Annotated in this window: 22 protein-coding genes; 10 read left to right on the top strand and 12 right to left on the bottom strand. The window is 57.4% G+C overall.

All coding sequences use genetic code 11. The features are described from left to right. Positions 1 to 11: 11 nt before the first annotated feature. Positions 12 to 902 carry a myo-inosose-2 dehydratase gene (iolE, locus tag ACTJJA_RS14610; RefSeq protein ID WP_440668523.1) on the top strand — a complete coding sequence of 297 codons (891 nt, stop codon included), beginning with the start codon at positions 12 to 14 and terminating at the stop codon, positions 900 to 902. Between the two features lie 9 nt (positions 903 to 911). Continuing rightward, positions 912 to 1,736, top strand: a complete 825-nt coding sequence (gene iolB, locus ACTJJA_RS14605; RefSeq protein ID WP_440668522.1) for a 5-deoxy-glucuronate isomerase — start codon at positions 912 to 914, stop codon at positions 1,734 to 1,736. Between the two features lie 89 nt (positions 1,737 to 1,825). On the opposite strand, the gene ACTJJA_RS14600 is transcribed toward iolB, so the two are convergent. The 3 genes from ACTJJA_RS14600 to ACTJJA_RS14590 are packed head-to-tail and all read right to left on the bottom strand — an operon-like array spanning position 1,826 to position 4,329. Next, the gene (locus tag ACTJJA_RS14600) at positions 1,826 to 2,569 is read right to left on the bottom strand and encodes an alpha/beta fold hydrolase (protein WP_440668521.1); all 744 of its coding nucleotides are present in this window, start codon (positions 2,567 to 2,569) and stop codon (positions 1,826 to 1,828) included. An 11-nt stretch (positions 2,570 to 2,580) separates the two neighbouring features. Continuing rightward, the gene (locus tag ACTJJA_RS14595) at positions 2,581 to 3,048 is read right to left on the bottom strand and encodes a DUF6130 family protein (protein WP_440668520.1); all 468 of its coding nucleotides are present in this window, start codon (positions 3,046 to 3,048) and stop codon (positions 2,581 to 2,583) included. A gap of 51 nt (positions 3,049 to 3,099) precedes the next feature. Then, positions 3,100 to 4,329, bottom strand: a complete 1,230-nt coding sequence (locus tag ACTJJA_RS14590) for an MFS transporter (protein ID WP_440668519.1) — start codon at positions 4,327 to 4,329, stop codon at positions 3,100 to 3,102. A 97-nt stretch (positions 4,330 to 4,426) separates the two neighbouring features. On the opposite strand from ACTJJA_RS14590, the gene ACTJJA_RS14585 reads away from it, so the two are divergent. After that, a complete protein-coding gene (locus ACTJJA_RS14585; RefSeq protein WP_440668518.1) occupies positions 4,427 to 5,317 on the top strand; it encodes a LysR family transcriptional regulator in 891 nt (296 codons plus the stop codon). Here the strand turns inward: ACTJJA_RS14585 and ACTJJA_RS14580 are convergent. Continuing rightward, entirely contained in the window at positions 5,314 to 5,502 is a 189-nt protein-coding gene (locus ACTJJA_RS14580; RefSeq protein ID WP_042717858.1) for a YfgG family protein, read from the bottom strand. The two genes, ACTJJA_RS14585 and ACTJJA_RS14580, sit on opposite strands and share 4 nt — an antisense overlap. A 352-nt stretch (positions 5,503 to 5,854) precedes the next feature. Between ACTJJA_RS14580 and ACTJJA_RS14575 the strand changes: the two genes are divergently transcribed. Beyond that, positions 5,855 to 8,095 (top strand): EAL domain-containing protein, encoded by a 2,241-nt coding sequence (locus ACTJJA_RS14575; protein WP_440668517.1) that lies wholly within the window; start codon positions 5,855 to 5,857, stop codon positions 8,093 to 8,095. Positions 8,096 to 8,099: 4 nt separating this feature from the next. Here the strand turns inward: ACTJJA_RS14575 and ppx are convergent, their stop codons facing one another. The 4 genes from ppx to purM all read right to left on the bottom strand — a co-directional run bounded on the left by ppx (position 8,100) and on the right by purM (position 13,585). Continuing rightward, complete coding sequence (gene ppx / locus ACTJJA_RS14570; RefSeq protein WP_089597845.1) at positions 8,100 to 9,638, bottom strand: exopolyphosphatase; 1,539 nt, start codon at positions 9,636 to 9,638, stop codon at positions 8,100 to 8,102. Between the two features lie 3 nt (positions 9,639 to 9,641). Then, positions 9,642 to 11,702 carry a polyphosphate kinase 1 gene (ppk1, locus tag ACTJJA_RS14565; protein ID WP_010433862.1) on the bottom strand — a complete coding sequence of 687 codons (2,061 nt, stop codon included), beginning with the start codon at positions 11,700 to 11,702 and terminating at the stop codon, positions 9,642 to 9,644. A 207-nt stretch (positions 11,703 to 11,909) separates the two neighbouring features. After that, complete coding sequence (gene purN / locus ACTJJA_RS14560; RefSeq protein ID WP_440668516.1) at positions 11,910 to 12,551, bottom strand: phosphoribosylglycinamide formyltransferase; 642 nt, start codon at positions 12,549 to 12,551, stop codon at positions 11,910 to 11,912. Further along, positions 12,548 to 13,585 carry a phosphoribosylformylglycinamidine cyclo-ligase gene (gene purM / locus ACTJJA_RS14555; protein WP_089597846.1) on the bottom strand — a complete coding sequence of 346 codons (1,038 nt, stop codon included), beginning with the start codon at positions 13,583 to 13,585 and terminating at the stop codon, positions 12,548 to 12,550. Before purM ends, purN begins: the two co-directional genes overlap by 4 nt. A 246-nt stretch (positions 13,586 to 13,831) precedes the next feature. On the opposite strand from purM, the gene bglK reads away from it, so the two are divergent. From bglK to ACTJJA_RS14530, 5 genes are all read left to right on the top strand, one after another. Next, complete coding sequence (gene bglK, locus ACTJJA_RS14550) at positions 13,832 to 14,725, top strand: beta-glucoside kinase BglK (protein WP_440668515.1); 894 nt, start codon at positions 13,832 to 13,834, stop codon at positions 14,723 to 14,725. Between the two features lie 10 nt (positions 14,726 to 14,735). Next, the gene (locus ACTJJA_RS14545; protein WP_440668514.1) at positions 14,736 to 16,166 is read left to right on the top strand and encodes a 6-phospho-beta-glucosidase; all 1,431 of its coding nucleotides are present in this window, start codon (positions 14,736 to 14,738) and stop codon (positions 16,164 to 16,166) included. A gap of 226 nt (positions 16,167 to 16,392) precedes the next feature. Beyond that, entirely contained in the window at positions 16,393 to 17,019 is a 627-nt protein-coding gene (upp, locus tag ACTJJA_RS14540) for a uracil phosphoribosyltransferase (protein WP_010433852.1), read from the top strand. An 83-nt stretch (positions 17,020 to 17,102) separates the two neighbouring features. Then, the gene (gene uraA, locus ACTJJA_RS14535; RefSeq protein WP_440668513.1) at positions 17,103 to 18,392 is read left to right on the top strand and encodes a uracil permease; all 1,290 of its coding nucleotides are present in this window, start codon (positions 17,103 to 17,105) and stop codon (positions 18,390 to 18,392) included. A gap of 95 nt (positions 18,393 to 18,487) precedes the next feature. Further along, positions 18,488 to 19,189: a DnaA inactivator Hda gene (locus tag ACTJJA_RS14530; RefSeq protein WP_216821201.1), complete on the top strand. Its 702-nt coding sequence runs from the start codon at positions 18,488 to 18,490 to the stop codon at positions 19,187 to 19,189. Positions 19,190 to 19,277: 88 nt separating this feature from the next. Here the strand turns inward: ACTJJA_RS14530 and ACTJJA_RS14525 are convergent, their stop codons facing one another. From ACTJJA_RS14525 to celB, 3 genes are read right to left on the bottom strand one after another with little or no spacing between them, the layout of a single operon-like run. After that, the gene (locus ACTJJA_RS14525) at positions 19,278 to 20,696 is read right to left on the bottom strand and encodes a leucyl aminopeptidase family protein (RefSeq protein ID WP_440668569.1); all 1,419 of its coding nucleotides are present in this window, start codon (positions 20,694 to 20,696) and stop codon (positions 19,278 to 19,280) included. After that, on the bottom strand, positions 20,696 to 21,652 hold the full coding sequence (locus tag ACTJJA_RS14520; RefSeq protein ID WP_440668512.1) for a N(4)-(beta-N-acetylglucosaminyl)-L-asparaginase: 957 nt from the start codon (positions 21,650 to 21,652) through the stop codon (positions 20,696 to 20,698). The genes ACTJJA_RS14525 and ACTJJA_RS14520 overlap by 1 nt, the downstream gene beginning before the upstream one ends. Positions 21,653 to 21,655: 3 nt before the next feature. Next, the gene (gene celB / locus ACTJJA_RS14515) at positions 21,656 to 22,975 is read right to left on the bottom strand and encodes a PTS cellobiose transporter subunit IIC (protein ID WP_440668511.1); all 1,320 of its coding nucleotides are present in this window, start codon (positions 22,973 to 22,975) and stop codon (positions 21,656 to 21,658) included. A gap of 147 nt (positions 22,976 to 23,122) precedes the next feature. Between celB and ACTJJA_RS14510 the strand changes: the two genes are divergently transcribed. Further along, on the top strand, positions 23,123 to 23,947 hold the full coding sequence (locus ACTJJA_RS14510) for an XRE family transcriptional regulator (RefSeq protein WP_440668510.1): 825 nt from the start codon (positions 23,123 to 23,125) through the stop codon (positions 23,945 to 23,947). On the opposite strand, the gene arsC is transcribed toward ACTJJA_RS14510, so the two are convergent. Beyond that, positions 23,944 to 24,300, bottom strand: a complete 357-nt coding sequence (arsC, locus tag ACTJJA_RS14505) for an arsenate reductase (glutaredoxin) (RefSeq protein WP_440668509.1) — start codon at positions 24,298 to 24,300, stop codon at positions 23,944 to 23,946. The two genes, ACTJJA_RS14510 and arsC, sit on opposite strands and share 4 nt — an antisense overlap.

Genomic DNA, 24,300 nt, shown 5'->3' with positions numbered 1-24,300 from the left:
TGGAGACGACAATGAGTGTGAAATTAGGCATTAACCCGCTGACATGGACGAACGACGATCTGCCTTCACTCGGCGCGGAGACGTCGCTGGAGACCTGTCTGAGCGAAGGAAAAGAGGCCGGTTTCGCCGGTTTCGAACTGGGTAACAAATTCCCGCGCGAAGCACGCCTGCTCGGCCCGATTTTGCAGCGTCACGACCTGCAGCTGGTCTCCGGCTGGTACTCTGGCCGCCTGCTGGAACGCAGCGTGGAGGAGGAGATCGCCGCCGTGCAGTCTCACCTGACGCTGCTGCGCGAGCTGGGGGCGAAGGTGCTGGTCTTTGCGGAAGTGAGCGGCTGCATTCACGGCGAGCAGCAGACCCCGGTGCATCTGCGCCCGCGCTTCCCGCAGGCGCGCTGGAAGGAGTACGGCGAGAAGCTCACCGAATTTGCCCGCTATACGCAGCAGCAGGGAGTCCAGATTGCCTACCATCACCATATGGGCACGGTGATTGAGTCTGCCGACGACGTGGACAACCTGATGAGCCACACCGGAGAGGAGGTTGGATTGCTGCTGGATACCGGTCATCTGACCTTTGCCGGAGCCGATCCGCTGGCGGTGGCGCAGCGCTGGGCGTCGCGCATCAACCACGTTCACTGCAAAGACGTGCGCGCCGACGTGCTGGCGGACGTGAAAAATCGCAAAACCAGCTTCCTCGACGCGGTGCTGAGCGGCGTGTTTACCGTGCCGGGCGATGGCAGCGTCGATTACCCGCCGATCATGCAACTGCTGAAAGCGCAGGATTATCACGGCTGGCTGGTGGTGGAGGCCGAGCAGGATCCGGCGATTGCCCATCCGCTGACCTACGCCCGTCTGGGCTATAACAACCTGAGCCGCCTGGCGCGCGACGCCGGGCTTATCTGAGGAGGCGACATGTCACGTCTGTTATCACGCTGGCAACAGCCGAACGGAGAGGGACGCACTCAGTCCATCACGCCGGAACGCGCCGGCTGGGGGTATGTCGGCTTTGAGGCGTATGAGCTGCAGGAGGGGCAGCAGCTGACGCTGCCCGCCGTCAGCGAAGAGCGCTGCCTGGTGCTGGTGGCCGGACGCGCCTCCATCAGCACGCCTTCCGCGCAGTTTAACGATATTGGCGAGCGGATGAGCCCGTTCGAGCGCATCAAGCCGTGGGCGGTTTACGTCACCCCGCAGGAGACGGTCCAGGTGAAGGCGCTGACCAAGCTGGAGCTGGCGGTCTGCGCCGCGCCGGGAAAAGGCACGTATCCGACGCGGCTGATTGCGCCCCAGGATATCGACGGCGAAGCGCGCGGTAAAGGTCACAACCAGCGCTACGTGCACAACATTCTGCCGGAAGACAAACCCGCCGACAGCCTGCTGGTGGTGGAAGTCTGGACCAGTGAGGGGTGTACCAGCTCGTACCCGAGCCATAAGCACGACACGGATAATCCGCCGCAGGAGACGTACCTGGAGGAGACCTACTACCATCGCCTCAACCCTGAGCAGGGATTCTGCATGCAGCGCGTTTACACCGACGACAGAACGCTGGATGAGTGCATGGCGGTCTATAACCGCGATGTGGTCATGGTGCCGAAGGGCTACCATCCGGTGGCGACGATGGCCGGGTATGACAGCTACTACCTCAACGTGATGGCCGGGCCGGTGCGCAAATGGATGTTCACCTGGGAGGAGGACCACGCGTGGATTAATCGGGATTATTCCGCGGAGAGGGGCGGCTGAGGCGGCCTTTCTTGTCGGGTGGCGCTGCGCTTACCCGACCTACGAAACCGTAGGCCCGCGCAAGCGCAGCGCCGCCGGGCGAAATGTCCTCAGTGCATCCGCGTCGCCTGCTCAATCGTCCGGGCAACGATCTGCGGCTGGCTCACCATCGACACGTGGCTCGCCGCCACCTCGGTGGTTTTCGCGTGGATCGTCTTCGCCATCGCGCGTTCAAGCGCCGGGTTAATCATCCTGTCATTCTCGCTCACCACATACCAGCTCGGCTTAGTGTGCCACGCTGCGCGAGCGATCTTTTCGCCAAACGCGTCGCCCTTTATGGGCCCCTGAGTAGCCGCAATAGTCTGTTGTTCACCCGGTTTCACATCCGGCGCGAAATCCTTCCTGACGGCGTCCGTCGGCAGATATAAATAGCCGTCCGCCGTTTTGGCAATGTCTGCGCTGCCCGGCGGGGCGGGGAAGCTTCCTGCCAGATCCGCCGTCGACTGCCCGGAATCCGGCGCAAATGCCGCCACGTAAACCAGCGATTTTACCCGCGCATCGTTGCCCGCCTCGCTAATCACGGTGCCACCCCAGGAGTGCCCTACCAGCACCACATCCCCCTGGGCGCGGGCGATGGCCCGCCGCGTGGCGGCAACGTCATCTTTTAGCGACGTGAGCGGCAGCTGCACGGCAATGACCTCTGCGTGCTGTTTCTGCAACAGGGTAATCACCTTATTCCAGCTGCTGCCGTCGGCAAACGCGCCGTGCACCAGCACGACGCTGGTTTTACTCTCTGCAAAGGCGCTGGCGGAAAGCGCCAGCAGCCCTGCCGTCAGTACAGTCAGTGCTTTCATTCTGGGGCTCCTTAAAAATGGTGGACCGCCGCGTGGGGCGGTACGGTGAATTCAATGGTTTTGTGGTCGAGCGGTTTATGCGTCGGGTCGGCCAGAATAATCGTCACCTTGTGTTTGCCGGCGGGCAGCCCCACCAGGATCACCGGCTCTCCGCTGGCGTCAGCCCAGTGCCACGGCGCGCCGTCCACCACCACGTGAATGTGCCCGATGCGCGGGGTGACCCTGAGCGCTTCGGGGCCGAATACCGGCTCGATGCGCAAGTTTTCGGCCCGGTACTGAATAAACACCGCGCCTTTGCTTAGCGGCCCGGCAAGGGGCGGATCGACGATCAGTTTTGCGGGCGGTTGCGGCTGTGCCAGCGGGGCAACGGCGGCGGGACCGTTAACGTCTGCGGCGCTCAGGTTGTCCAGTGGTGTGGGCCGGGCATGTGCTACAGATGCCAGGGCAAGCAGGGGGAATATTGCATAGCGACGAATCATCAGGTTCTCTCCTCATCGGTTCTGAATGGCGACAGGGAAAGAAAACCATTTTTATGTATCGGCGATATTTGCCGGAGGCGGCGTTTTGTACCCGTTTGTCAGCGTGGTGCTCTGGATACAGTGCGATACACTTTGCCTGCCGGGACGGCGCACAATCGCTATCGCCAGCCCGGCAATCACCAGCGTCAGCCCCGTTGATACCCACATTGCTCCCGCGATCCCCAGCGTTTTATTCAGCCACGCATAGGCAAACGGTGAGGCTGCCGCCATCAGCTGGCCGGGGATAAGCAGCATGCCGGTACGGCGGGCATAGCTTTCGGTGCTAAACAGTTCCAGCGGCAGCGTGGCTTTCACAATGGTGGCCAACCCGTTGATGGCACCGTAACCCAGCACAAACCCGGCTGCGCACCAGACAAACTGGGAACTGCTTAGCCCAACCACAAAGCAGAGCGGCATGGCGAGCGCGGTGAAAAGCGTGAGTTTGAAGGGGGTTAAGCGGGCACCCGCCAGCACTTCCAGCGAGCGGGCAGCCGTCTGGCCGATCCCCCACAGCATGCCGATGGCGACCGGCAGGCCGAAGTGGGTGATAAACTCCGGCAGATGGGTAGAGGTGCCGTTAGAGACAAAGGTGATAAGGGCAATGAAGGCGGCATAAAGCCAGCCGTTACGTCGTTCATTGCTCTGAAGCGGCGCGGTGGTTTTCGCGGTTACCGTCAACTGCTGGTGGGGAAGCGAGAGAATCAGCGTCGCGCTCAGCAGGCCGAAGAGAGCATAGACGTGTAGCGCTTCCTGCCAGCTCATCACCTGAAGCAGACCATCGCCCAGCGGCCAGAAGACGGCGGAGGCCAGCCCGCCCGCCAGCGTGACGCGTGAGATTGTTCTTCGCGCCTGCTGTCCGTAGAGATTCACCAGCGCGGCGAATAGCGCATCGTACAGCGACAGGCGCATCCCTATACCGGTGACCAGCCATGCGCAATACCAGCCAGACAGCGTCTGGGTATAGGCCATACCCGCGCAGCTAGCGGCAATCAGCAGCGTGCCGCTCATGACCACCTTCTGACCGCCAAAGCGCGCCAGCAGGCGTGCGACAAACGGCGAAACCGCCGCCATCACCAGCATTGCCAGCGTCAGGCCAAGGTAAATCTGCGGTGACGACCAGCCCCGGTCGGCTGAAATCGCCAGCGCTAAAGTGCCGGGCATATAAAACGAGATCCCCCAGTTGATGAGTTGATTGCACCCGGCAGCGAGGGCAAGGTGGCGAGGCAGGGTAGGTGTTTCCATTGTCTTTCATTCCGTTATGCAGTTGTCCAGAGCATAGCGAGCGCGGTATTGTGCTGGCAGGTCAGCAACCTTATGCGCGGTATAAGAGAAACTTTGAATGACGACGCTTAATCTGGGCTATCTCGCCACGTTCCGTCTGGTGATCCAGCGCGGCAGCTTTTCAGCGGCGGCGGATGTGCTGGGCATTTCCCAGCCCGCCGTCAGTCTGCAAATACGCCAGCTGGAGCAGTTTCTGCAAACGCGTCTGGTGGAGCGTACCGGGCGGGGGATTAAAGCAACGGCTGCCGGGCTGGCATTGCTGGTTCACGGTGAGCGCATTGAACAGGCAGTCGATGAAACCCTTCGTTCCGTTAGCGCGTTCAATCACGACGTCAGCGGCACCATTACGCTTGGCACGGGCGCGACCGCCTGTATTCATCTTCTGCCGCCATTGCTGCAGCAACTGCGCAGTGACTATCCGCTTTTACGCGTAGGCGTGACGACGGGCAATACGCTCGATATTGTTCGCGCTATTGAAGAAAACCGACTCGATATGGGACTGGTGACGCTGCCCGTCAGCGGGAGGGCGCTGGACGTGATGCCGGTGATGGACGAAGAATTCGTGTTTATCGCGTCGCTGGCGCAGCAAGCGTTGTTTACAGACTTAAGGCCTGATGCACTCCATACGCAACCGCTGATTGCCTTTGAGTCGGGCAGCGGAACCCGGGCGTTGATTGACGGCTGGTTTGAGGCAAGTGGCTTAACGATTGCACCGGCTATGCAACTCGGCAGCATTGAGGCTATCAAACGGATGGTGCGTTCGGGGCTTGGCTACAGCATCGTGCCGAAAATGGCGGTGGAGCAGAAGGCAGACCGTGAAGGATTATGCGTCAGTTCTCTCTCGCCCTTACTGCAACGGCAGCTGGCTGTGGTGATGCGTCAGGATAAGATCCTAAGCAAAGGAATTTCAGGCATTATTCGGATCCTGCAACAGCATCCGGAACGCTAGCGTTCGGGCGTTTCGACGGTCAGGCTGGTTTGCTGCGACTGGATTTTGTCCTGGTGGTGATACCAGGCGCCGATGGAGGAGTAAACAAAGCGGCCAAAGAAAAACAGGAAGCTGATGAGCAGTATGATGCGGGTCATCCGGGTGTTAAATCGGTGTCGTTTGTGCATACGCGTGGCCTGACTCACTGTGTTTTTCCTGGGTATACCCTTCCGGGCGATGCGGATATTAAGGCACAGCGGGAAGAAAGGGTCAATTCTGCGATGTGTAAATAACCGTCAATGTTTACATTAATTCCTGTTATTAAAAATAATATATCTATTTATCGTATTGATAAGTTCATGAAAAAGAGTCTCAAAAAACCTAAGAAAGATTTATTTGAATAAATTAGTTTGATTTATGTCAACGGTTTCCCTGCGCCGATAATTAAAATCCCTCCTCCACTGCGTCCGTGCCGTACATTGCCGGACGACGAGTATGTCAGGTTGGATGCCTGTCTTCTTATACCCTCTGGAGCGAAAGGGTTTTAAACGGGCATCTATGAAAATTCTCCCTATCCTGAAAAAAAATAAAGATCGCTGGTGGGCTCTGCCGTTTATATTACCCATCGCGCTGTTGCCTGTTCTCAGTGTGGTAAATACCTTCGCGCAACTGGGCGACGGTATTGTGACGCTCTACTATCTGCCTCTCTTTTTCCTGCTTTCACTGATGATGTTTTTTGGTCTGGAAGCCCTTCCCGGGATCGTGTTAGCGCTGTTTTTCCGTTACTACGCGTCTGTTGGGATGTTTGAAACGGTCGCCGGGATTTTCCATTTTATCATCCCTTTAGTGCTCAGCTGGGGCGGTTACCGCGTGTTTGCCCCACGACGCAATATGACGGCTTATGGGGATATACGGCTGATGGCGCAGCGCATTTTCTGGCAGGTTTTCTGCCCGGCAACACTGTTTTTGCTGCTGTTTCAGTTTGCGGTTTATCTTGGCATCTATGAGAGCCGTCAGAGTCTTGCGGGATTAAATCCCCTTAACATTCGAACGCTCATTAACTATCAGGCGCTGCTGGTCAGCGGACTGACCGGCGTTCCGCTGAGCTATCTGCTCATTCGCCTGATACGCCATCCTCGCTACATTCACGGGCTTATGTCCCAAATCCGCGCCCAGGTAGACAAAAAAGTGACGGCCGTTGAGCTGGTGATTTGGGCTATGGCCCTGGTTGGGCTGCTTTCGCTGCTGCTGCAGCCGATGAATGAAAACAGCTCAATTTTCAGCACCAACTATACCTTATCGCTACTGATGCCCGTGATGCTCTGGGGTGCAATGCGTTTTGGCTATAAGCTGATGTCGATAATCTGGACGCCGGTGCTGTTGGTGTCGATTCACTTTTTCTACCGCTACATTCCATTGCACCAGGCCTATGACATTCAGCTGGCCATCACCTCATCCAGCTATCTGGTTTTTTCGTTTGTGGTGATTTATATGTCGATGCTGGCGACACGCCAGCGTGCCGTGAATACGCGATCCCGCAGGCTGGCGCTGCTCGACCCGGTGGTGCACATGCCCAACCTGCGCGCGTTGTCGCGCGAGCTGGCTAAAAACCCCTGGTCGGCGCTGTGCTTGCTGCGCATCCCGGAACTGGAAGTGCTGGGGCGCAACTACGGTGTGCTGCTGCGCATTCAGTACAAGCAGCAGCTGGCGCACTGGATTAATGGCACGCTTCAGCACAATGAGCGGGTCTATCATCTGACCGGTTGCGACCTGGCGGTGAGGCTCAACGCCGAGTCGCATCAGCAGCGTATTGATACTCTGGATGAACATATCAAGCAGTTCCGCTTTCTCTGGGACGGCATGCCCTTGCAGCCTCAGGTGGGCGTCAGCTACTGCTATGTCCGCTCTCCGGTTAACCATCTTTATCTGGTTCTGGGGGAATTGGGCGTTGTCGCCGATCTGTCGCTCTCGACCAACCACCCTGAGAATCTCCAGCAGCGTGGTGCCGTACATTTACAGCGCAGCCTGAAAGATAAAGTCGCGATGATGAGCCGCCTGCAAAGTGCGCTCGATAAAAACGCGTTCACTCTGATGGTTCAGCCCGTTCGCGGCCTGCGCGGCGATTGCTATCATGAAGTGCTGCTCAGGATGCCAGACGAGAACGGGGAATTAATTTCTCCCGATCGGTTCCTGCCCGTCGCGCAGGAGTTTGGGCTGTCATCACGCGTCGACCTGTGGGTACTGGAACATACGCTACGCTTCCTGGCAGAGCATCGTGACAGGCTGCCCGCTCAACGCTTTGCCATTAATCTGGCCCCTCCAACCGTGTGCAGGGCGCAGTTTCCGCTCGAGGTGAGCCGCCTGCTGACACAATACGCCGTGGAGGCGTGGCAACTGATCGTTGAAGTGACAGAGTGCAGCACTTTCGGCAGCGCGCAGCAGGCGGAACAGACCCTCAGACAGCTGCAAAAAATGGGGGTGCGCATTGCAATTGATGATTTTGGTACCGGCTACGCAAGCTATGCGCGGCTGAAAAGCGTGGACGCCGACATTCTCAAAATCGACGGCAGCTTCATTCGCAACATCGTCAACAACAGTCTGGATTATCAGATAGTGGCGTCGATTTGCCATCTGGCGCGAATGAAGAACATGCTGGTGGTGGCGGAGTATGTAGAAACTGAAGAGATACGTAGCGCGGTGCACGCGCTAGGTATCGATTATGTACAGGGCTATCTGATCGGCAAGCCGGTAGCACTTGAATCCTTGCCTGAAGAAGAGGCGTCTCAGGCAGACGCCTGAGACATTACGCCGCGACGTCGGCGCTCTCTTCTTCAATTTTGAGCAGCCAGCCGGTGACCGCTTCCCAGTATTGCTGCTCTTTTTCCAGATCCAGCAGTACCAGCGCGTTCTGGCTAAACCAGTCGTGCGGGAAGCTCAGCGTCCAGTGGTGGTCGTCTGTTTTCAGTTTTAACGTTGGGGGCGTCGTCGTCGCCTGACGCTGGTTATTCAGCAGTACGCCCAGCCGCAGCAGCTGAATAAGCGGCAGGAACTGCTTTTTCTTGAACAGCGTGAAGCGCGGCAGATCGTCGAGCTTGATGGCTTTACGGTGGTAGCGAACCAGGGTGGCCATCATGGTCTGCTGCTCCTGGTTGAAGCCGGGCAGATCGCTGTTTTGCAGAATATAGGCCGAATGGCGATGCATCCCGCTGTGATTGATGTTCAGCCCCACTTCGTGCAGCATCGCGGCCCATTTCAGCAGGGCGGCAAGCTGCGGATGCGCCAGCTTCGGATTCTGCTCCTGCCACTGATCGTAAATCTGCTCCGTGGTTTCCAGTACGCGCTTCGCCTGCTCGCGGTCGATGTTGTACTGGTTCGCCAGGCTCTGCGCGGTGCGGCTGCGAATGTCCTGATGGCGGAAGCGGCCCTCCATCTCGTACAGCACGCCTTCACGCAGCGCGCCGTCAGAAAGACGCAACTCCTTAATCGCCAGCGCATCAAACACGCCGCACAGGATCGCAAGCCCCGGTACGAAGACCGATTTCCGCTCATCGGACAGGCCCGGCAGGCTCAGGGCGTCGAAGCTTTTATGCTTCAGCACTTCTTCGGTGAGCAGAACCAGACGCTCAGGGGTAATAATTCCGTCTTTTTCACCCATTGCGAGCAGCACTTCATGGGCGGCTTTAATCGAGCCGGATGCACCCAGCGCCACGTTCCAGCCCTGAATGCGATACTGCCACGCCAGGTTTTCCAGCTTCTGGATGGCGGCCATGCGCGCGCGCTGGAAGTTTTCGCGGGTTATGGTGCCGCCCGGGAAATACATCTGCGCGAAGCTGACGCAGCCCATGCGTCGGCTTTCCACCAGACGCGGCTCGAAGTCTTCACCAATCACCAGCTCCGTTGAGCCGCCGCCGATGTCGATCACCAGCTTGCGGCCTTTCTCCGGCTGCGTATGCTCCACGCCCATAAAAATCAGGCGCGCTTCTTCGTTACCGGAAATAATCTCAATCGGGTAGGGGATAACCTTCTCTGCGCGCTTGAGAAACTCCGGCGCATTCAGCGCCTGACGCAGCGTATGCGTTCCCACGATGCAAACGCTGGAGGGGGAAAAACCCTGCAGGCGTTCCGCAAACAGCGACAGGCAGTTTAAGCCGCGCTCCATCGCCTCTTCGCTAAGCATGCTGCGCGCGTCCAGGCCATCGGCCAGATGCACGCGCTGCTTCAGACGACCGATGATCTGTAACGCACCATCTACCTCACGGGCGATGACCATGTGGAAACTGTTTGAACCAAGATCGACCGCGGCGAACTCCTGCGGTCGTGGCGTATTATCATTTATCGGCATAGGTTAATCGGGTTGCTCGAGTGATTTGATGTAATCGTAAATCGCCAGCTGCGACCGCACTTTTCGGCGATTGCCGCGCGGTACGTAGCGATTACTGAGTTCTTTGTCGATATAACGTGCTTTCACCGTATCGCTAAACAAAATCTCGATAATATCGAGGATCTGCTGTTTCAGGCGCGGGTCCAACAGCGGAGCCGCTACTTCAATTCTGTAATCAATATTGCGCGTCATCCAGTCTGCAGAAGAAAGATAAACCCGCTTGTCGCCTGCATTATCGAAAATGTAGATCCGGTCATGTTCCAGATAGCGGTCAACGATGCTGATCACGCGAATATTGTCGCTGATGCCTTCCAGTTCCGGGATCAACGAACACATACCACGAATCAACAGATTAACCGGAACGCCGGAGCTGGATGCCGCATACAGCCTGTCCACCAGTCCTTTATCAACGAGGTTGTTGAGCTTCAGCGTGATGCCCGACGACAGGCCGTTCTGCGCGTTGGCGATCTCTTTGTCGATCATATCGTACAGCAGGCGGCGCGAGTTCTGCGGTGACACCAGCAGGTAGTCGAAGTTGACCGGACGATACGGGTTCTCGATAAAGTTGAATACCCGACGCACTTCGTTGGTGATGCGCGCATCGGCGGTTAAGAGCGAGTAGTCGGTATAAATACGCGCGGTTTTCTCGTTAAAGTTCCCGGTACCGATGTGGGCGTAACGCACCACATCGTCACCCTCTTTACGGGAGATCAGGAACAGCTTGGCGTGAATTTTCAGCCCTGGCGCGGAGAAGATAACGTGCACGCCCGCTTCCGTCAGACGACGCGCCCAGTGAATGTTCGCCTCTTCGTCAAATCGTGCCTGCAGCTCGACCACGACCGTCACTTTCTTGCCGTTGTGCGCCGCGTGGATCATCGCGTCGATGATGCGGGAATCTTTTGCTACGCGGTAAATGTTGATTTTGATCGCCAGCACGTTCGGGTCGAACGACGCCTGACGCAGCAGTTCCAGCACGTGTTCAAAGGTGTGGTACGGATAGTAAAGCAGGACATCGCGCTCGCGGATGGCGTCGAATCCGTTACGGAATTTATCGAACCAAAGATGGCGCAGGCGCGGCAGTGGTTTGTTCACCAGATTGGCTTTGCCGACGTTCGGGAAGCCAATAAAGTCTTTAAAGTTGTGGTAGCGCCCGCCGGGAATGATCGAGTCGTAGCGGGAGATGGTCAGCTTCTCGCGCAGCATTTCGACCATCGCGTCCGGCATATCGCGCTGATAGACGAAGCGGACCGGCTCGGCCGTCAGACGTTGCTTGAGGCTCGAGGACATCAGCTCCATCAGGCTGGCTTCCATCTCGTGCACCAGGTCATATTCGGCGTCGCGGGTCATCTTCATCGAATAGGCATTTAACGCATCGTAATCGAAGAAGCCTTTAAAGATATCGTCCAGGCAGTAGCGCAGAATGTTATCCAGCAGGATCATCGGTTTGCGACGGCGCGGGGTTTCCGGCGGCAGGTTCACAAAGCGCGGAACCTTATCGGACGGGATCTCCAGCAGCGCGTAGCTGATATTCTCACCGCGAATAATTTCGACCGCCAGATAGGTGTAATCGTCCTTCAGAAACTGGACCAGATCGGTTTCGCGGTTAATCAGAATAGGGGTGATGTGCTGGCGCAGATAGTGTTTAAAGTAGTGGCGCAGCCAGGTCTGTTGGTTGGCGGAGAGCTGGCGTTCGTTAATCAGAAAGATTTGGTTGCGCGCCATTTCCAGCAGCAACTCGTTGTAGAGGCCATCAAATTCCTGATCGGCTTTCATGACACGAGACTGGATTTTTCCAAGCAGATGGCGCGAGTGCGAATTTAACCCCTGCTCTTCGCTGATGATGATCCGCCGCTTCAGTTCGGCAAAGCGAACCTTGTAGAACTCATCCAGGTTGTTGGAATAAATGCCCAAAAAACGCATACGCTCGATCAGCGGGTTACTTTTGTCTGCCGCTTCCTGGAGTACACGCTCGTTGAATGCTAACCAGCTTAGCTCTTTCTCGATATATAACTTTTCCTGACCCATTACAGCTCACACTCCAGTTCAATCACAGGACGTGGTAAATCCGTCTCGTCCTTATTATGGCGAGCATTTCCACGATATGTCCAACAGTGCCAGAAAAGTATGACAGTTATTTTTTTTGTTGGGGAATTTAGAGGGTTGGAGAAGGGAATATCGGGTAATGCAATGTACAGGTCGGGTAAGCGCAGCAGCGCCACCCGACATAACAAACTACTCTTCGGCCGCATAACCCTGCGGGGGTAACTTCACGCCGTCCAGCCAGGCTGCGCCGTCACGCATTTCCAGACGCCCCTCAACAAACCAGCTGACCACCAGCGGGTAAATGGCGTGTTCCTGGGTCTGTACGCGTTCGGTCACGTCGTCTTCGTTGTCGCCGTCAAAGACCGACACTTTGGCCTGCAGGATCACCGGGCCGCCGTCCAGTTCGTCGGTCACGAAATGGACAGAGGTGCCGTGCTCCTCGTCACCGTTTTCCAGCACCTGACGATGGGTGTGCAGGCCGGGATATTTCGGCAGAAGAGAAGGGTGAATATTCAGCAGACGTCCGGCGAAGTGTTCGACAAATGCCGGGCTCAGGATACGCATGTAACCCGCCAGCACCACCACGTCCGGCGCGTAGGCATCGATCTCCTGCACCAGCTCTCGGTCAAAGGCTTCACGCCCGGCGAACTGGCTGGCTTCCAGCGCGTGCGCGGGAATGTTCGCTTCCCGCGCGCGCTCAAGGCCGAACGCGTCGGCCTTGTTGCTGAAGACTGCCCGAATGGTGCCATTGATTTTCTTCTGTTTACAGGCGTCTATGATTGCCTGCAAATTGCTTCCGTTGCCGGAAATGAGCACCACGATGTTTTTCATTCAATGACCACACGCTGTTCGGAATCGGAAGCTTTAATCGTACCGATTTTCCACGCGTTTTCACCTTTTTCAGTCAGCAGATTAACGGCTTTATCCGCTTCGCTTGCCGGCAGGGCGATAACCATACCCACGCCACAGTTAAAGGTGCGGTACATTTCGTGAGAGCTCACGTTGCCTGCGGTCTGCAGCCAGTTGAAGACGGCTGGCCACTGCCATGAGGATTCGTCGATCACCGCCTGGGTGTTATCCGGCAGAACGCGCGGGATGTTTTCCCAGAAGCCGCCGCCGGTCAGGTGAGCAATGGCGTGAACGTCGACGCTCTCGATCAGTTCCAGCACGTTTTTCACATAGATGCGGGTCGGTGCCAGCAGGTGGTCTGCCAGCGGTTTACCGTCCAGCTCGGTGGTCAGCGGGTCGCAGCCGCTCACTTCGAGGATTTTACGTACCAGGGAATAACCGTTTGAGTGCGGACCGCTGGAGGCCAGCGCGATCAGCACATCGCCGTCGGCCACTTTGCTGCCGTCGATAATTTCTGATTTTTCTACTACGCCGACGCAGAAGCCTGCGACGTCATAATCTTCACCGTGGTACATGCCCGGCATTTCCGCGGTTTCGCCGCCGACCAGCGCACAGCCGGACTGCAGGCAGCCTTCGGCGATACCGCTAATCACGCTGGCTGCGGTATCCACATCCAGTTTGCCGGTCGCGTAGTAATCGAGGAAGAACAGCGGCTCTGCGCCCTGTACCACCAGATCGTTCACGCACATCGCGACCAGATCGATACCGATCGTGTCGTGACGTTTTAAATCCATCGCCAGGCGCAGTTTGGTGCCTACACCGTCAGTACCCGAGACCAGAACAGGTTCACGATATTTTTGCGGCAGTGCGCACAGCGCGCCGAAGCCACCCAGGCCACCCATCACTTCCGGGCGGCGGGTTTTCTTCACCACACCTTTGATTCGGTCAACCAGCGCATTACCTGCGTCAATATCAACACCGGCATCTTTGTAGCTGAGAGAAGTTTTGTTGGTCACGGCTTAAATCCCCACGCGATTGCATAGCTAGTAAGAAAAATCGGCGCAATTCTAACAGTCCAGGCAAACGTTTGCGAGCCTATTCTCGGCAAGAGGATCTTTTTTTCTGCTGCGGCTCTGAGGGGATGCAAACTTGATACCGTTCACGAAAATGAAACCGGTTTCGGCGATCTGCTTGCAAGCAATTTACGGAATGAACATCATGAGCTGAAACCGGTTTCAGTTTCATTCAGGAGGGATGAAGTCATGAACATCGCCGCATTTGATATTGGTGGCACCGCACTAAAAATGGGTATCGTGACAGCGCAGGGAGAGTTGCTGCGCAGAGATAAGGCCGTCATTAAGAACAGCGACGGTGAGGCCATCCTTTCACAGATGCTGAGCTGGGTGGCGGCGCATCCCGGGATTGAAGGGATCGCCGTCAGCGCGCCGGGGTATGTGAATCCGCATACCGGGTTTATCGACATGGGCGGGGCGATTCGCCGCTTCGACCAGTTCGCAATGAAAGCCTGGCTTGAGGCGCAGACGGGGTTACCGGTCACTGTCGAGAATGACGCCAACTGCGTGCTGCTGGCGGAACGCTGGCAGGGCAAGGGGAAGGATATCGACAACTTTCTGGTGTTGACCATCGGCACCGGGGTCGGCGGGGCGATTTTCTGCAACGGCAGGCTGGTTCACGGGGCGCGTTTCCGCGCCGGGGAATTCGGCTACATGCTCACGGAAAGGGCGGACTCACGCCGCGTTGCCCGCCACTCCATGAATGAAAACTGCACCTTACGCACCCTTCGCAAGCGTTACGCCGATTTTAACGGGCTGGCGCTTGATGACGTCACCGGCGAAGCCATTTTTGACGGTTATGACGCAGGCGACGCCGCATGCCGCCGCCTGGTGGATGATTTTCTTAACGGCATTGCGACAGGCCTCTACAACCTGGCGAATGTTTTCGATCCGCAGACCATTTTCATTGGCGGCGGAATTGCGGAGCGGCCCGGGTTTATGGCTTTGCTTCGCACCCATCTCACGTGGTTTGGCATCGCGGATATTGCCGACGTTGTCAGCCACGGCAATCGCGCTGGCTTAATTGGCGCGGTTCACCATTTCAGACAGCAGTATCCGTCAGTAATCCGCAACATCGAATGAGGGAAAGAGTATGTCAGGATTTAAAGCAGGTTTTCTGTGGGGTGGGGCCGTAGCGGCACATCAGCTCGAAGGCGGCTGGAAAGAGGGCGGCAAAGGCGTGAGCGTCGCCGACGTCATGACCGCCGGCGCGCACGGCGTGCCGCGTGAAATCACCAATGGCGTGCTGCCAGGGAAAAACTACCCGAACCACGAAGCCATCGATTTCTACCATCGCTATAAAGAAGACATCAAACTCTTTGCTGAGATGGGCTTCAAATGTTTCCGTACCTCTATTGCCTGGACGCGTATCTTCCCGAAAGGCGACGAGCTTGAGCCTAACGAGGCAGGCCTGAAATTCTATGACGATCTGTTCGACGAATGTCTGAAATACGGCATCGAACCGGTTATCACGCTTTCCCACTTCGAGATGCCATTCCACCTGGTCACCGAATACGGCGGCTGGCGCAACCGAAAGCTGATCGACTTCTTCGTGCGCTTCGCAAAAGTGGTGTTCCAGCGCTACCAGCATAAGGTGAAGTACTGGATGACCTTTAACGAGATCAACAACCAGGCTAACTTCCACGAAGACTTTGCGCCGTTCACCAACTCCGGGCTGAAGTATGAGCCGGGTGAAGACCGCGAGCCGGTGATGTTCCAGGCCGCGCACTATGAGCTGGTGGCCAGCGCCCTGGCGGTGAAGGCGGGACGCGAGATTAACCCGTCGCTGCAGATCGGCTGCATGATTGCCATGTGTCCTATTTATCCGCTGACCTGCGCGCCGGACGACATGATGATGGCGATGAACGCCATGCACCGCCGCTACTGGTTCACCGACGTGCACGTGCGCGGCAGGTACCCGCAGCACCTGCTCAACTACTTCGAGCGTCGCGGCTTCGCGCTGGATATCACCGAAGAAGATAAAGCGGCGCTGACGCAGGGCTGCGTGGACTACATCGGGTTCAGCTACTACATGTCTTTCGCTACCAAAGCGACGGCGGACAACCCGCAGCTGGACTACGACGAGAGCAAGAGCCTGGTCTCTAACCCGTACGTGCAGAAATCCGACTGGGGCTGGCAGATTGACCCGGTAGGGCTGCGCTACTCCCTGAACTGGTTCTGGGATCACTACCAGCTGCCGCTGTTTATCGTTGAAAACGGCTTTGGCGCGATCGACGTGCAGGAGAGCGACGGCACGGTGGACGATCAGTACCGTATTGATTACCTCGCCGCGCATATCAGCGAGATGAAAAAAGCGGTGGTGGAAGACGGCGTGGATCTGATGGGCTACACCCCGTGGGGCTGCATCGACCTGGTGTCTGCCGGCACGGGCGAAATGAAAAAGCGCTACGGCTTTATCTTTGTCGATAAAGATAACGAAGGGAACGGCACGCTGAACCGCAGCAAGAAGAAGTCGTTCGACTGGTATAAGCAGGTGATCGCGAGTAACGGCGAGCAGCTATAATTGCCCGGTGGCGCTGCGCTTACCGGGCCTACGGGACGTGTAGGCCGGGTAAGCGTTAGCGCCACCCGGCAGAACCCCGCACCCAAGCCGGAGTTTCGCCTCCGGTTTTTTTGTCTCTAAATCACTTTGCTTGATATACGTCAAGCAAGATGGGTATGGCGCAATCCGAAAAAAGCGGTATAATCCCGCGATTTTTTTGCGGATGCCACCTCAGAGGAGAAAGAGAATGAAGATTGTGGAAGTGAAACACCCACTCGTTAAACACAAGTTGGGCCTGATGCGTGAGCATGACATCAGCACGAAGCGTTTTCGCGAACTGGCTTCTGAAGTGGGCAGCCTGCTGACCTACGAAGCGACCTCCGATCTGGAAACGGAAAAAGTGACCATCGAAGGCTGGAACGGCCCGGTACAGGTTGAGCAGATCAAAGGTAAGAAAATTACCGTAGTGCCAATCCTGCGTGCCGGTCTCGGCATGATGGAAGGCGTGCTGGAGCACGTGCCAAGCGCGCGTATCAGCGTGGTGGGGATCTACCGTAACGAAGAAACCCTTGAGCCGGTTCCTTACTTCCAGAAGCTGGTGTCTAACATCGACGAGCGTATGGCGCTGGTGGTTGACCCAATGCTGGCAACCGGCGGTTCTATGATTGCCACCATCGACCTGCTGAAAAATGCGGGCTGTAACAGCATTAAGGTGCTGGTGCTGGTCGCGGCGCCGGAAGGGATCGCGGCGCTGGAGAAAGCGCACCCGGACGTTGAGCTGTATACCGCCTCTGTCGATCAGGGACTGAACGAGCACGGTTACATCATCCCGGGCCTCGGCGATGCCGGCGATAAGATCTTTGGTACGAAATAATCGAATAACGATAAATAAGCCGACTTTGATAGTCGGCTTTTTTTTGAATAAAACACCAACAATACTACACAGAGGAAAACACTATGACGCGCCGTGCTATCGGGGTGAGTGAAAGACCGCCGCTTTTACAGACTATCCCGCTTAGTTTGCAGCACCTGTTTGCCATGTTTGGCGCAACCGTGCTGGTGCCAATCCTGTTCCACATTAACCCGGCTACCGTGCTGCTGTTCAACGGCGTTGGGACGCTGCTGTACCTCTTTATCTGTAAAGGCAAAATCCCGGCGTATCTGGGGTCGAGCTTTGCCTTTATTTCGCCGGTGCTATTATTGCTGCCGCTGGGTTATGAGGTCGCGCTCGGCGGCTTTATCATGTGTGGCGTGCTCTTCTGCCTGGTCTCCTTCATCGTGAAGAAAGCGGGTACCGGCTGGCTGGACGTGATGTTCCCCCCAGCGGCGATGGGCGCAATCGTTGCTGTCATCGGCCTGGAGCTGGCGGGCGTTGCGGCGAACATGGCCGGTCTGCTGCCTGCTGACGGCCAGTCACCGGATTCCAAAACCATTATCATCTCGCTGGTGACGCTGGGCGTGACGGTGTTTGGCTCCGTGCTGTTCCGCGGCTTCATGGCGATTATCCCGATCCTGATCGGCGTGCTGGCGGGCTATGCGCTCTCCTTCGCAATGGGCGTAGTGGATACGACCCCGATTGCTCAGGCGCACTGGTTCGCGCTGCCAACCTTCTACACCCCGCGCTTTGAGTGGTTCGCTATTTTCACCATTTTGCCAGCCGCGCTGGTGGTGATTGCGGAGCACGTCGGCCACCTGGTGGTGACGGCGAACATCGTTAAGCGCGATTTAATCCGCGATCCGGGCCTGCACCGCTCCATGTTTGCGAACGGCTTCTCGACCATTATCTCCGGTTTCTTCGGTTCCACGCCAAACACCACCTACGGTGAGAACATCGGCGTGATGGCCATTACCCGCGTCTACAGTACCTGGGTTATCGGCGGGGCGGCAATCATCGCCATTCTGCTCTCCTGCGTCGGTAAGCTGGCGGCCGCTATCCAGATCATTCCGGTACCGGTAATGGGCGGCGTCTCTCTGCTGCTGTACGGGGTGATCGGCGCGTCCGGTATTCGCGTGCTGATTGAATCCAAAGTGGATTACAGCAAGGCGCAGAACCTGATCCTGACCTCCGTTATCCTGATCATCGGCGTGAGCGGTGCGAAGGTACACATCGGCGCGGCCGAGCTGAAAGGCATGGCGCTGGCGACCATCGTGGGCGTGGGCCTGAGCCTTATCTTCAAGCTGATCTCTGTGATCCGCCCGGAAGAAGAGATACTGGACGCTGACGACAGCGAAAAAGCGTCACACTGATCGTATTAGCCGGGCGAAGGATCGCCCGGTTCTCTCCTTGCAGGTTCCGTGTTAAACTCCGTTCCGATTTTATGTAAGATCTGGTTGAGGTACTTCTGAACGGACCGGCACAGCTCTCTCTGCCACTCTATCTCCCTGACGACGAAACTTTCGCGAGTTTCTGGCCGGGTGATAACCCCTCTTTACTGGCTGCACTGCAAAACGTGCTGCGCCAGGATCACAGCGGATACATCTATATCTGGTCACGCGAAGGCGCGGGGCGCAGCCACCTGTTGCATGCCGCCTGTGCGGAGCTTTCCGCGCGCGGTGATGCGGTAGGCTATGTGCCGCTGGATAAACGTACCTGGTTTGTGCCTGACGTGCTGGAGGGAATGGAACATCTCTCACTGGTCTGCATCGATAATATCGAATGCGTGGCGGGGGATGAGCCGTGGGAAATGGCGATCTTTAACCTCTACAACCGCATTCTGGAATCGGGTAAAACCCGGCTGCTGATCACCGGCGATCGTCCACCGCGTCAGCTGAATCTGGGGCTGCCGGACCTGGCCTCTCGTCTGGACTGGGGGCAAATCTATAAGCTCCAGCCGCTGTCGGATGAAGATAAGCTGCAGGCGCTTCAGCTGCGCGCTAAGCAGCGAGGATTTGAGCTGCCGGAAGACGTGGGACGCTTCCTGCTTAAACGGCTTGATCGCGAAATGCGCACGCTGTTTGACACGCTCGATCAGCTCGATCGCGCCTCTATTACCGCCCAGCGCAAGCTGACCATTCCGTTTGTGAAAGATATTCTCAAGCTATGAGTTTTTTGCCGGGTGGCGGCTGCGCCTTACCCGGCCTACGAAATTCTGCCAGATCCTGTAGGCCCGGTAAGGCGTAGCCGCCACCGGGCTAGATATCTCCCATCAGATGCTCCACCAGCAGCGGAATCGGTCTTCCCGACGCCACGCTCCGTCCGTTTTCTCGCCACAGCGCCGTACCGCTGATGTCCAGATGGGCCCACGGAATGGTCGGCGGGCAGAAGTGATGCAGCAGCCACGCCGCCGAGGCGCTGATTGCCGCATTGTTGGTCGGCGTGTTGCACAGATCGGCGATGGCGCTGTCGGTCTGTTTTTTCAGCCGGGCGTCCAGCGGCAGGGACCACACTTCGTCGCCACTCCGCTTACCCGCCAGCGTCAGCGCCGCGCGCAGCGGTTCATCCTGCGTCATTAATCCGCTCAATTCATAGCCCAGCGCTTTGACGACGGCGCCGGTTAAGGTCGCCATATCAATGATATAGCGCGCCTGCGGATGGCGCTGGCTGGCCCAGGCGATGGCGTCCGCCAGCACCAGTCGGCCTTCGGCATCGGTGTTGTTGATTTCCACCGTGGTGCCGTTGCAGGCGGTCGCCACCGTGCCGGGCTGCATGGCGTCCGGACCGATGGCATTTTCCGCCAGCGCCAGCACGCCCATGATGCGTACGGGCAGCGCCAGCTCGGCAACGGCCAGCATCAGCCCCAGCACGTTGGCCGCACCGCACATGTCGTATTTCATGGTGTACATGCCCGCGCCGTCCTTCAGCCACAGGCCGCCGGTATCAAAGGTAATGCCTTTGCCGACATAGCAACGCACCGGGCCGTCAGAAACGCCGTCATAGTGGATAGCCAGCAGGCGCGGCGGACAGGTCGCCCCTTTGCCGACGGCGTGCAGCAGCCCCAGACCTTGCTCAACGATTTGCTTTTCATCCAGCGCTTCACACCGCAGGGCAGGGAAGGCGGCACACCGTTTTTGCGCCTCTTCCACCACAAACTGCGGCGTGCAGCGATCCGACGGCGTATCGGCCAGACGTCGCGCCGCGACCATGCCGTGGGCGATGGCCTGCTGCTGGCGGAAAATAACCGCCAGTCGGTCCTGCTGTTCGGGTAAGCAGAGCGCGGTGATATGTTCAAGACGAACCTTGTCACTGGTTTTCTTCAACTGCAAATCACTCAGCCTGTGCGCCTGGTTAAACAGAAAGCGCAGCACCTGCGCAAGCACCACATCGTCGATATCCGTAACGTCCAGTATCAGCTCGGGGCTGACGGGCGAGGCCAGCAGCGGGCGCAGCGCCGTCAGTAATCCTTCGGTCAGGCTGTCCTGCCAGAGCGCATCCGGTAGCAGGGTGATTCGGGCAAACGGGGCACAGCCAAAGCGGGTATCTGCGATGCCGTCTGACTCGCGCATTTCTGCGACAAGTGCATTTTGCGGCAGAAGGTGACTGCTCGCGCGGGCAATCAAGTGGCTCTGCGGCTTTGCGTCAGAAAGCGCGGTGATAAACTGATACGTAATCATCATGACTCCTCAATCGGCGCGCGGATCCGCGCAGCGTAAGCCTGCATCCATTCATCGTCTACCGCCTGATAATGCGTCTTCTCATGCTGGCGCTCGGTGCGGAAAACGGTAAGCGGCTGGCGGGCCGTTGCGACCACGAACGAGAAGGTTTTGATGTTGGTTGCCGCGCCGAACTCGCCCCTGTTGTTCATGCACACCACGGAGAGATCGCCCACGCGGCCGAAGCGCGACATCAGCTTGTCCTCCAGTTCGAACACCACGGAATCTGCCGCCTGCTGCGGCGTCATACCCTGCGCCATCCTGCGGACGATTTCGTAGCTGGTGCAGCCTTTCATCAGATCTTCACCGACGCCCGTGGCGGTGGCGGCACCGGTTTCGCTGTCGCAGTAAAAGCCGGAGCCAATAATGGGCGAATCACCAATGCGGCCGCGCTTTTTCATAAACAGGCCGCTTGTGGAGGTGGCGACGCTCATCGAGCCCTGCTTATCGAGGCCGATAATGCCGACGGTGTCATGTCCGTCGTAAGGGCTTAAGCCTTTATCCAGCGTCTCGCGGCAGCGTTTGCGGTAGTGCTGCATGGCGCGGTCAGTGAGCATGGTTTTATCGGCAAAGCCCTGGCTCAGCGCCCATTCCCGCGCGCCCTGGCCGACCAGCAGGCTGTTGTAGCGCTGGCGGCTGAGCGCGTGCGCCACGCGCACCGGGTTGGCGATATCCACCAGATTGCCCACGGCGCCAAAGGCCAGCGTGTCGCCGTCCATATAGGCGGCGTCCAGCTCCACCTCGCCGTTTTCGGTGGGTAGTCCGCCGTAACCGACGGATTTATAAAACGGAAAGTCCTCGACGGCGGCGACGGCATCCACCACCGCCGGCGCGACAGGTTTGCCCGCAGCCAGCGCAGATGCAGACTCCGTGACGCCTTCAAGCGCCATTCGCCAGGTGGCGATAATTCCCCACATGCTTTACTCCTGTTTTGCAAGGGTGGTGTCGGTTTGCGTAACGCTGGCCATTTCCGCCGCGCGGTACTGTTTATCCAGGATACGCATGAAAGGCAGGTACAGCATGGCGCCAATCAGCAGGTTGAGAAGCTGCATGATGCTGCCGCTCAGGTGCCCGGTGACGATAAAGCCGCTGATCACCGGCGGCAGCGTCCAGGGAATAAACACCCCGGTGGTGACGGCGACGGCACCCATTTTCATCGCCGCATACTGAACGGTAACCAGCACCAGCGGCACCAGGTTGAAGGGGATAAGCATGATCGGGTTCATAATCACCGGCAGGCCAAACAGAATCGGTTCGTTGATGTTGAACACCGACGCGCCCGCGCCGAGGCGCGCCACTTCGCGCATGTTTTTACTGCGGGCGAAAATCAGCATCGCAATCACCAGCGACAGCGTGGCCCCCGCACCGCCCATCCAGATCATGTCAAAAAACTGTTCGGTGATAATGTGCGGCGGCGTTGTGCCTGCCTGAATCGCCGCGATGTTGTCGGTCTGGTTCTCCATCCACAGCGGACGAATAATGCCGTTAATCATTGAGCCGGAGTTAATGCCTACGGACCACAGAATGGTGATGCTGAATACCGTCATCAGCGCGCCAAAGTATGAGGTGCCATAGTGGCGCACCGGCGTGGCAACCACGTCGTAAATAAACTGGTGGATGGTGTTGTAGTGGGTGTTTTCAAAGACGATGCGGATACCCAGCACCAGAATCATCACCAGCAGGGCCGGGATCAGCGCGGCGAACGACTCCTGTACCGCCGGAGGTACGCCGTCCGGCATTTTAATCACCAGTTTTTTGCGCTTCAGCCAGCAGAACAGCTCCGTCCAGAGCAGGGAACCAATCATCGCCACGAACAGCCCTTTGCTGCCAATCCACTCCACCGGAATGACGGTAATACCGCCGTTTTCCGCCACCTTAATAAACGGCGTGAGGATCAGAAAGGCGACCAGCGAAAGAATGCCGCAGGAGATGCGATCTTCCCCGTAATGCTCCGCCAGGCGGAACGCCACCAGGAAGCTGATGAACAGCGACATGGTGGAGAACACCGCGTTGAACGGGATTTCAATAATGGCGCTCCAGCTCTCACCAAAGGCCTGAGACATAAACTGCTGATAGGTTTGATTCGGGAAAGAGGATATCACCAGCAGAATAGAGCCGACGATGATAAACGGCATGAATGACACGTAGGCGCCGCGAATGGCCCCGAGATGGCGCTGCTGGGCCGTTTTGGCCGCCAGCGGCATCAGTTTTGCTTCAAGAAATCCCAGAACATTGTTCATTGTGAACTCCGTACAAGATTGAGTGGCGTTGTTTATGTTATGTCTGTGGATTATCAGTGAAGCGCGGCGAGCGAAAGGTGAAATCGGTCACAAAGCGTTCGCTGGTGTTATATAAATCTCATATGATTGGTTAATGGAATTATCGGGATGGAAATTAAACTGCACGCTAATGCCACCACCACGCCGCGCATCCGTCGCTATCTTCAGCAGTCAGATAAAAGCGACAGAGAGCTGGCCGTTGAGCTTGGGATCTCGGTCACGACCGTCAGGCGCTGGCGTAACCGCGAGCAGGTTTCGGATAACCAGACGACACCGAAAGTGATACACAAAGCGATGAGACAAGAGCAGGTCGCACTGGTGAATGCCCTGCGTGACGTCTCGGGCGCGCCGTTAGATGAACTGCTGCAGATGGTCAACGGCATGCTGGGGATCCCCGTTTCCCGGGCGACATTGAATCGCTATCTCAAACCGGCCTCTGCGAAACAAAAAGGGGCACCGTTGCAGGGGAAAAAGGCGCTAAAGGCAGGTATTATGCCGCACGCGCTGACGCTGCATCATCTGCCTTTGTCGCTTCACATGGACGATGGCGGGGAGCAACACCTGCTCTGGGCGCGTGAACCGGTGAGCGGCTGGTGCTATGCCCGGCTTTATGCGGGACTCTCGCCTCAGCTCTTTAACACCTGGACGCAGGCGCTGCTTGATACCTGTCCGGCTGATATACAATCTATTGAGACTTTTGGCTTTGAGGTGACGCTAACGGCGCAGAACGTGGCTGTGAAAACGCATCCACATAAACACAATGCGCTTCAGGTGGCGGTGCCGCTACGCGAGATTATTCCACGCGTGAATGATGAACCCGCAGGCGCGGTGCTGATCGCGCTGTGCGAGTTTTACAACCGGGGAAAAACGCAGAAAAAGCTGGGGGAAAGTACGCCGCAGGCCTTTCTGGAAGCGCTGCGGCATAAGGGCTAGAGGATCTCGAGCACGTCTTCCGGCGGACGTCCAATGCGCGCCTTGCCGTTCGCCACCACAATCGGGCGTTCAATTAGCTTTGGATTCTCAACCATTGCCTGCACCAGCTGGTCCTCTGACAAACGTGAGTCGTCCAGATTGAGGGACTTATACAGATCTTCTTTCTGGCGCATCAGCTCTCTGGCGCTGCCCATTCCCAGCATGTGCAGCAGCTGATGAAGGATTTGTGCATCCGGCGGCGTTTCGAGATACAGCACCACCTCTGGTTCAACACCGTTAGATTTCAACAGGCTGAGAGTATCCCGGCTCTTGGAGCAGCGAGGGTTGTGGTAGATTTTTACCGCGTCTGTCAT

This window comes from Enterobacter sp. 22452, assembly GCF_052045065.1.
Classification (GTDB): Bacteria; Pseudomonadota; Gammaproteobacteria; order Enterobacterales; family Enterobacteriaceae; genus Enterobacter; species Enterobacter mori.
This window is presented reverse-complemented; position numbering and strand designations above follow the sequence as displayed.

Bases quoted from the DNA above. Each gene is read 5' to 3' on its own strand.
- iolE (WP_440668523.1), top strand. From the start codon at position 12: ATGAGTGTGAAATTAGGCATTAACCCGCTGACATGGACGAACGACGAT.
- iolB (WP_440668522.1), top strand. From the start codon at position 912: ATGTCACGTCTGTTATCACGCTGGCAACAGCCGAACGGAGAGGGACGC.
- ACTJJA_RS14600 (WP_440668521.1), bottom strand. From the start codon at position 2,569: ATGAAAGCACTGACTGTACTGACGGCAGGGCTGCTGGCGCTTTCCGCC.
- ACTJJA_RS14595 (WP_440668520.1), bottom strand. From the start codon at position 3,048: ATGATTCGTCGCTATGCAATATTCCCCCTGCTTGCCCTGGCATCTGTA.
- ACTJJA_RS14590 (WP_440668519.1), bottom strand. From the start codon at position 4,329: ATGGAAACACCTACCCTGCCTCGCCACCTTGCCCTCGCTGCCGGGTGC.
- ACTJJA_RS14585 (WP_440668518.1), top strand. From the start codon at position 4,427: ATGACGACGCTTAATCTGGGCTATCTCGCCACGTTCCGTCTGGTGATC.
- ACTJJA_RS14575 (WP_440668517.1), top strand. From the start codon at position 5,855: ATGAAAATTCTCCCTATCCTGAAAAAAAATAAAGATCGCTGGTGGGCT.
- ppx (WP_089597845.1), bottom strand. From the start codon at position 9,638: ATGCCGATAAATGATAATACGCCACGACCGCAGGAGTTCGCCGCGGTC.
- ppk1 (WP_010433862.1), bottom strand. From the start codon at position 11,702: ATGGGTCAGGAAAAGTTATATATCGAGAAAGAGCTAAGCTGGTTAGCA.
- purN (WP_440668516.1), bottom strand. From the start codon at position 12,551: ATGAAAAACATCGTGGTGCTCATTTCCGGCAACGGAAGCAATTTGCAG.
- bglK (WP_440668515.1), top strand. From the start codon at position 13,832: ATGAACATCGCCGCATTTGATATTGGTGGCACCGCACTAAAAATGGGT.
- ACTJJA_RS14545 (WP_440668514.1), top strand. From the start codon at position 14,736: ATGTCAGGATTTAAAGCAGGTTTTCTGTGGGGTGGGGCCGTAGCGGCA.
- upp (WP_010433852.1), top strand. From the start codon at position 16,393: ATGAAGATTGTGGAAGTGAAACACCCACTCGTTAAACACAAGTTGGGC.
- uraA (WP_440668513.1), top strand. From the start codon at position 17,103: ATGACGCGCCGTGCTATCGGGGTGAGTGAAAGACCGCCGCTTTTACAG.
- ACTJJA_RS14525 (WP_440668569.1), bottom strand. From the start codon at position 20,696: ATGATTACGTATCAGTTTATCACCGCGCTTTCTGACGCAAAGCCGCAG.
- ACTJJA_RS14520 (WP_440668512.1), bottom strand. From the start codon at position 21,652: ATGTGGGGAATTATCGCCACCTGGCGAATGGCGCTTGAAGGCGTCACG.
- celB (WP_440668511.1), bottom strand. From the start codon at position 22,975: ATGAACAATGTTCTGGGATTTCTTGAAGCAAAACTGATGCCGCTGGCG.
- ACTJJA_RS14510 (WP_440668510.1), top strand. From the start codon at position 23,123: ATGGAAATTAAACTGCACGCTAATGCCACCACCACGCCGCGCATCCGT.
- arsC (WP_440668509.1), bottom strand. From the start codon at position 24,300: ATGACAGACGCGGTAAAAATCTACCACAACCCTCGCTGCTCCAAGAGC.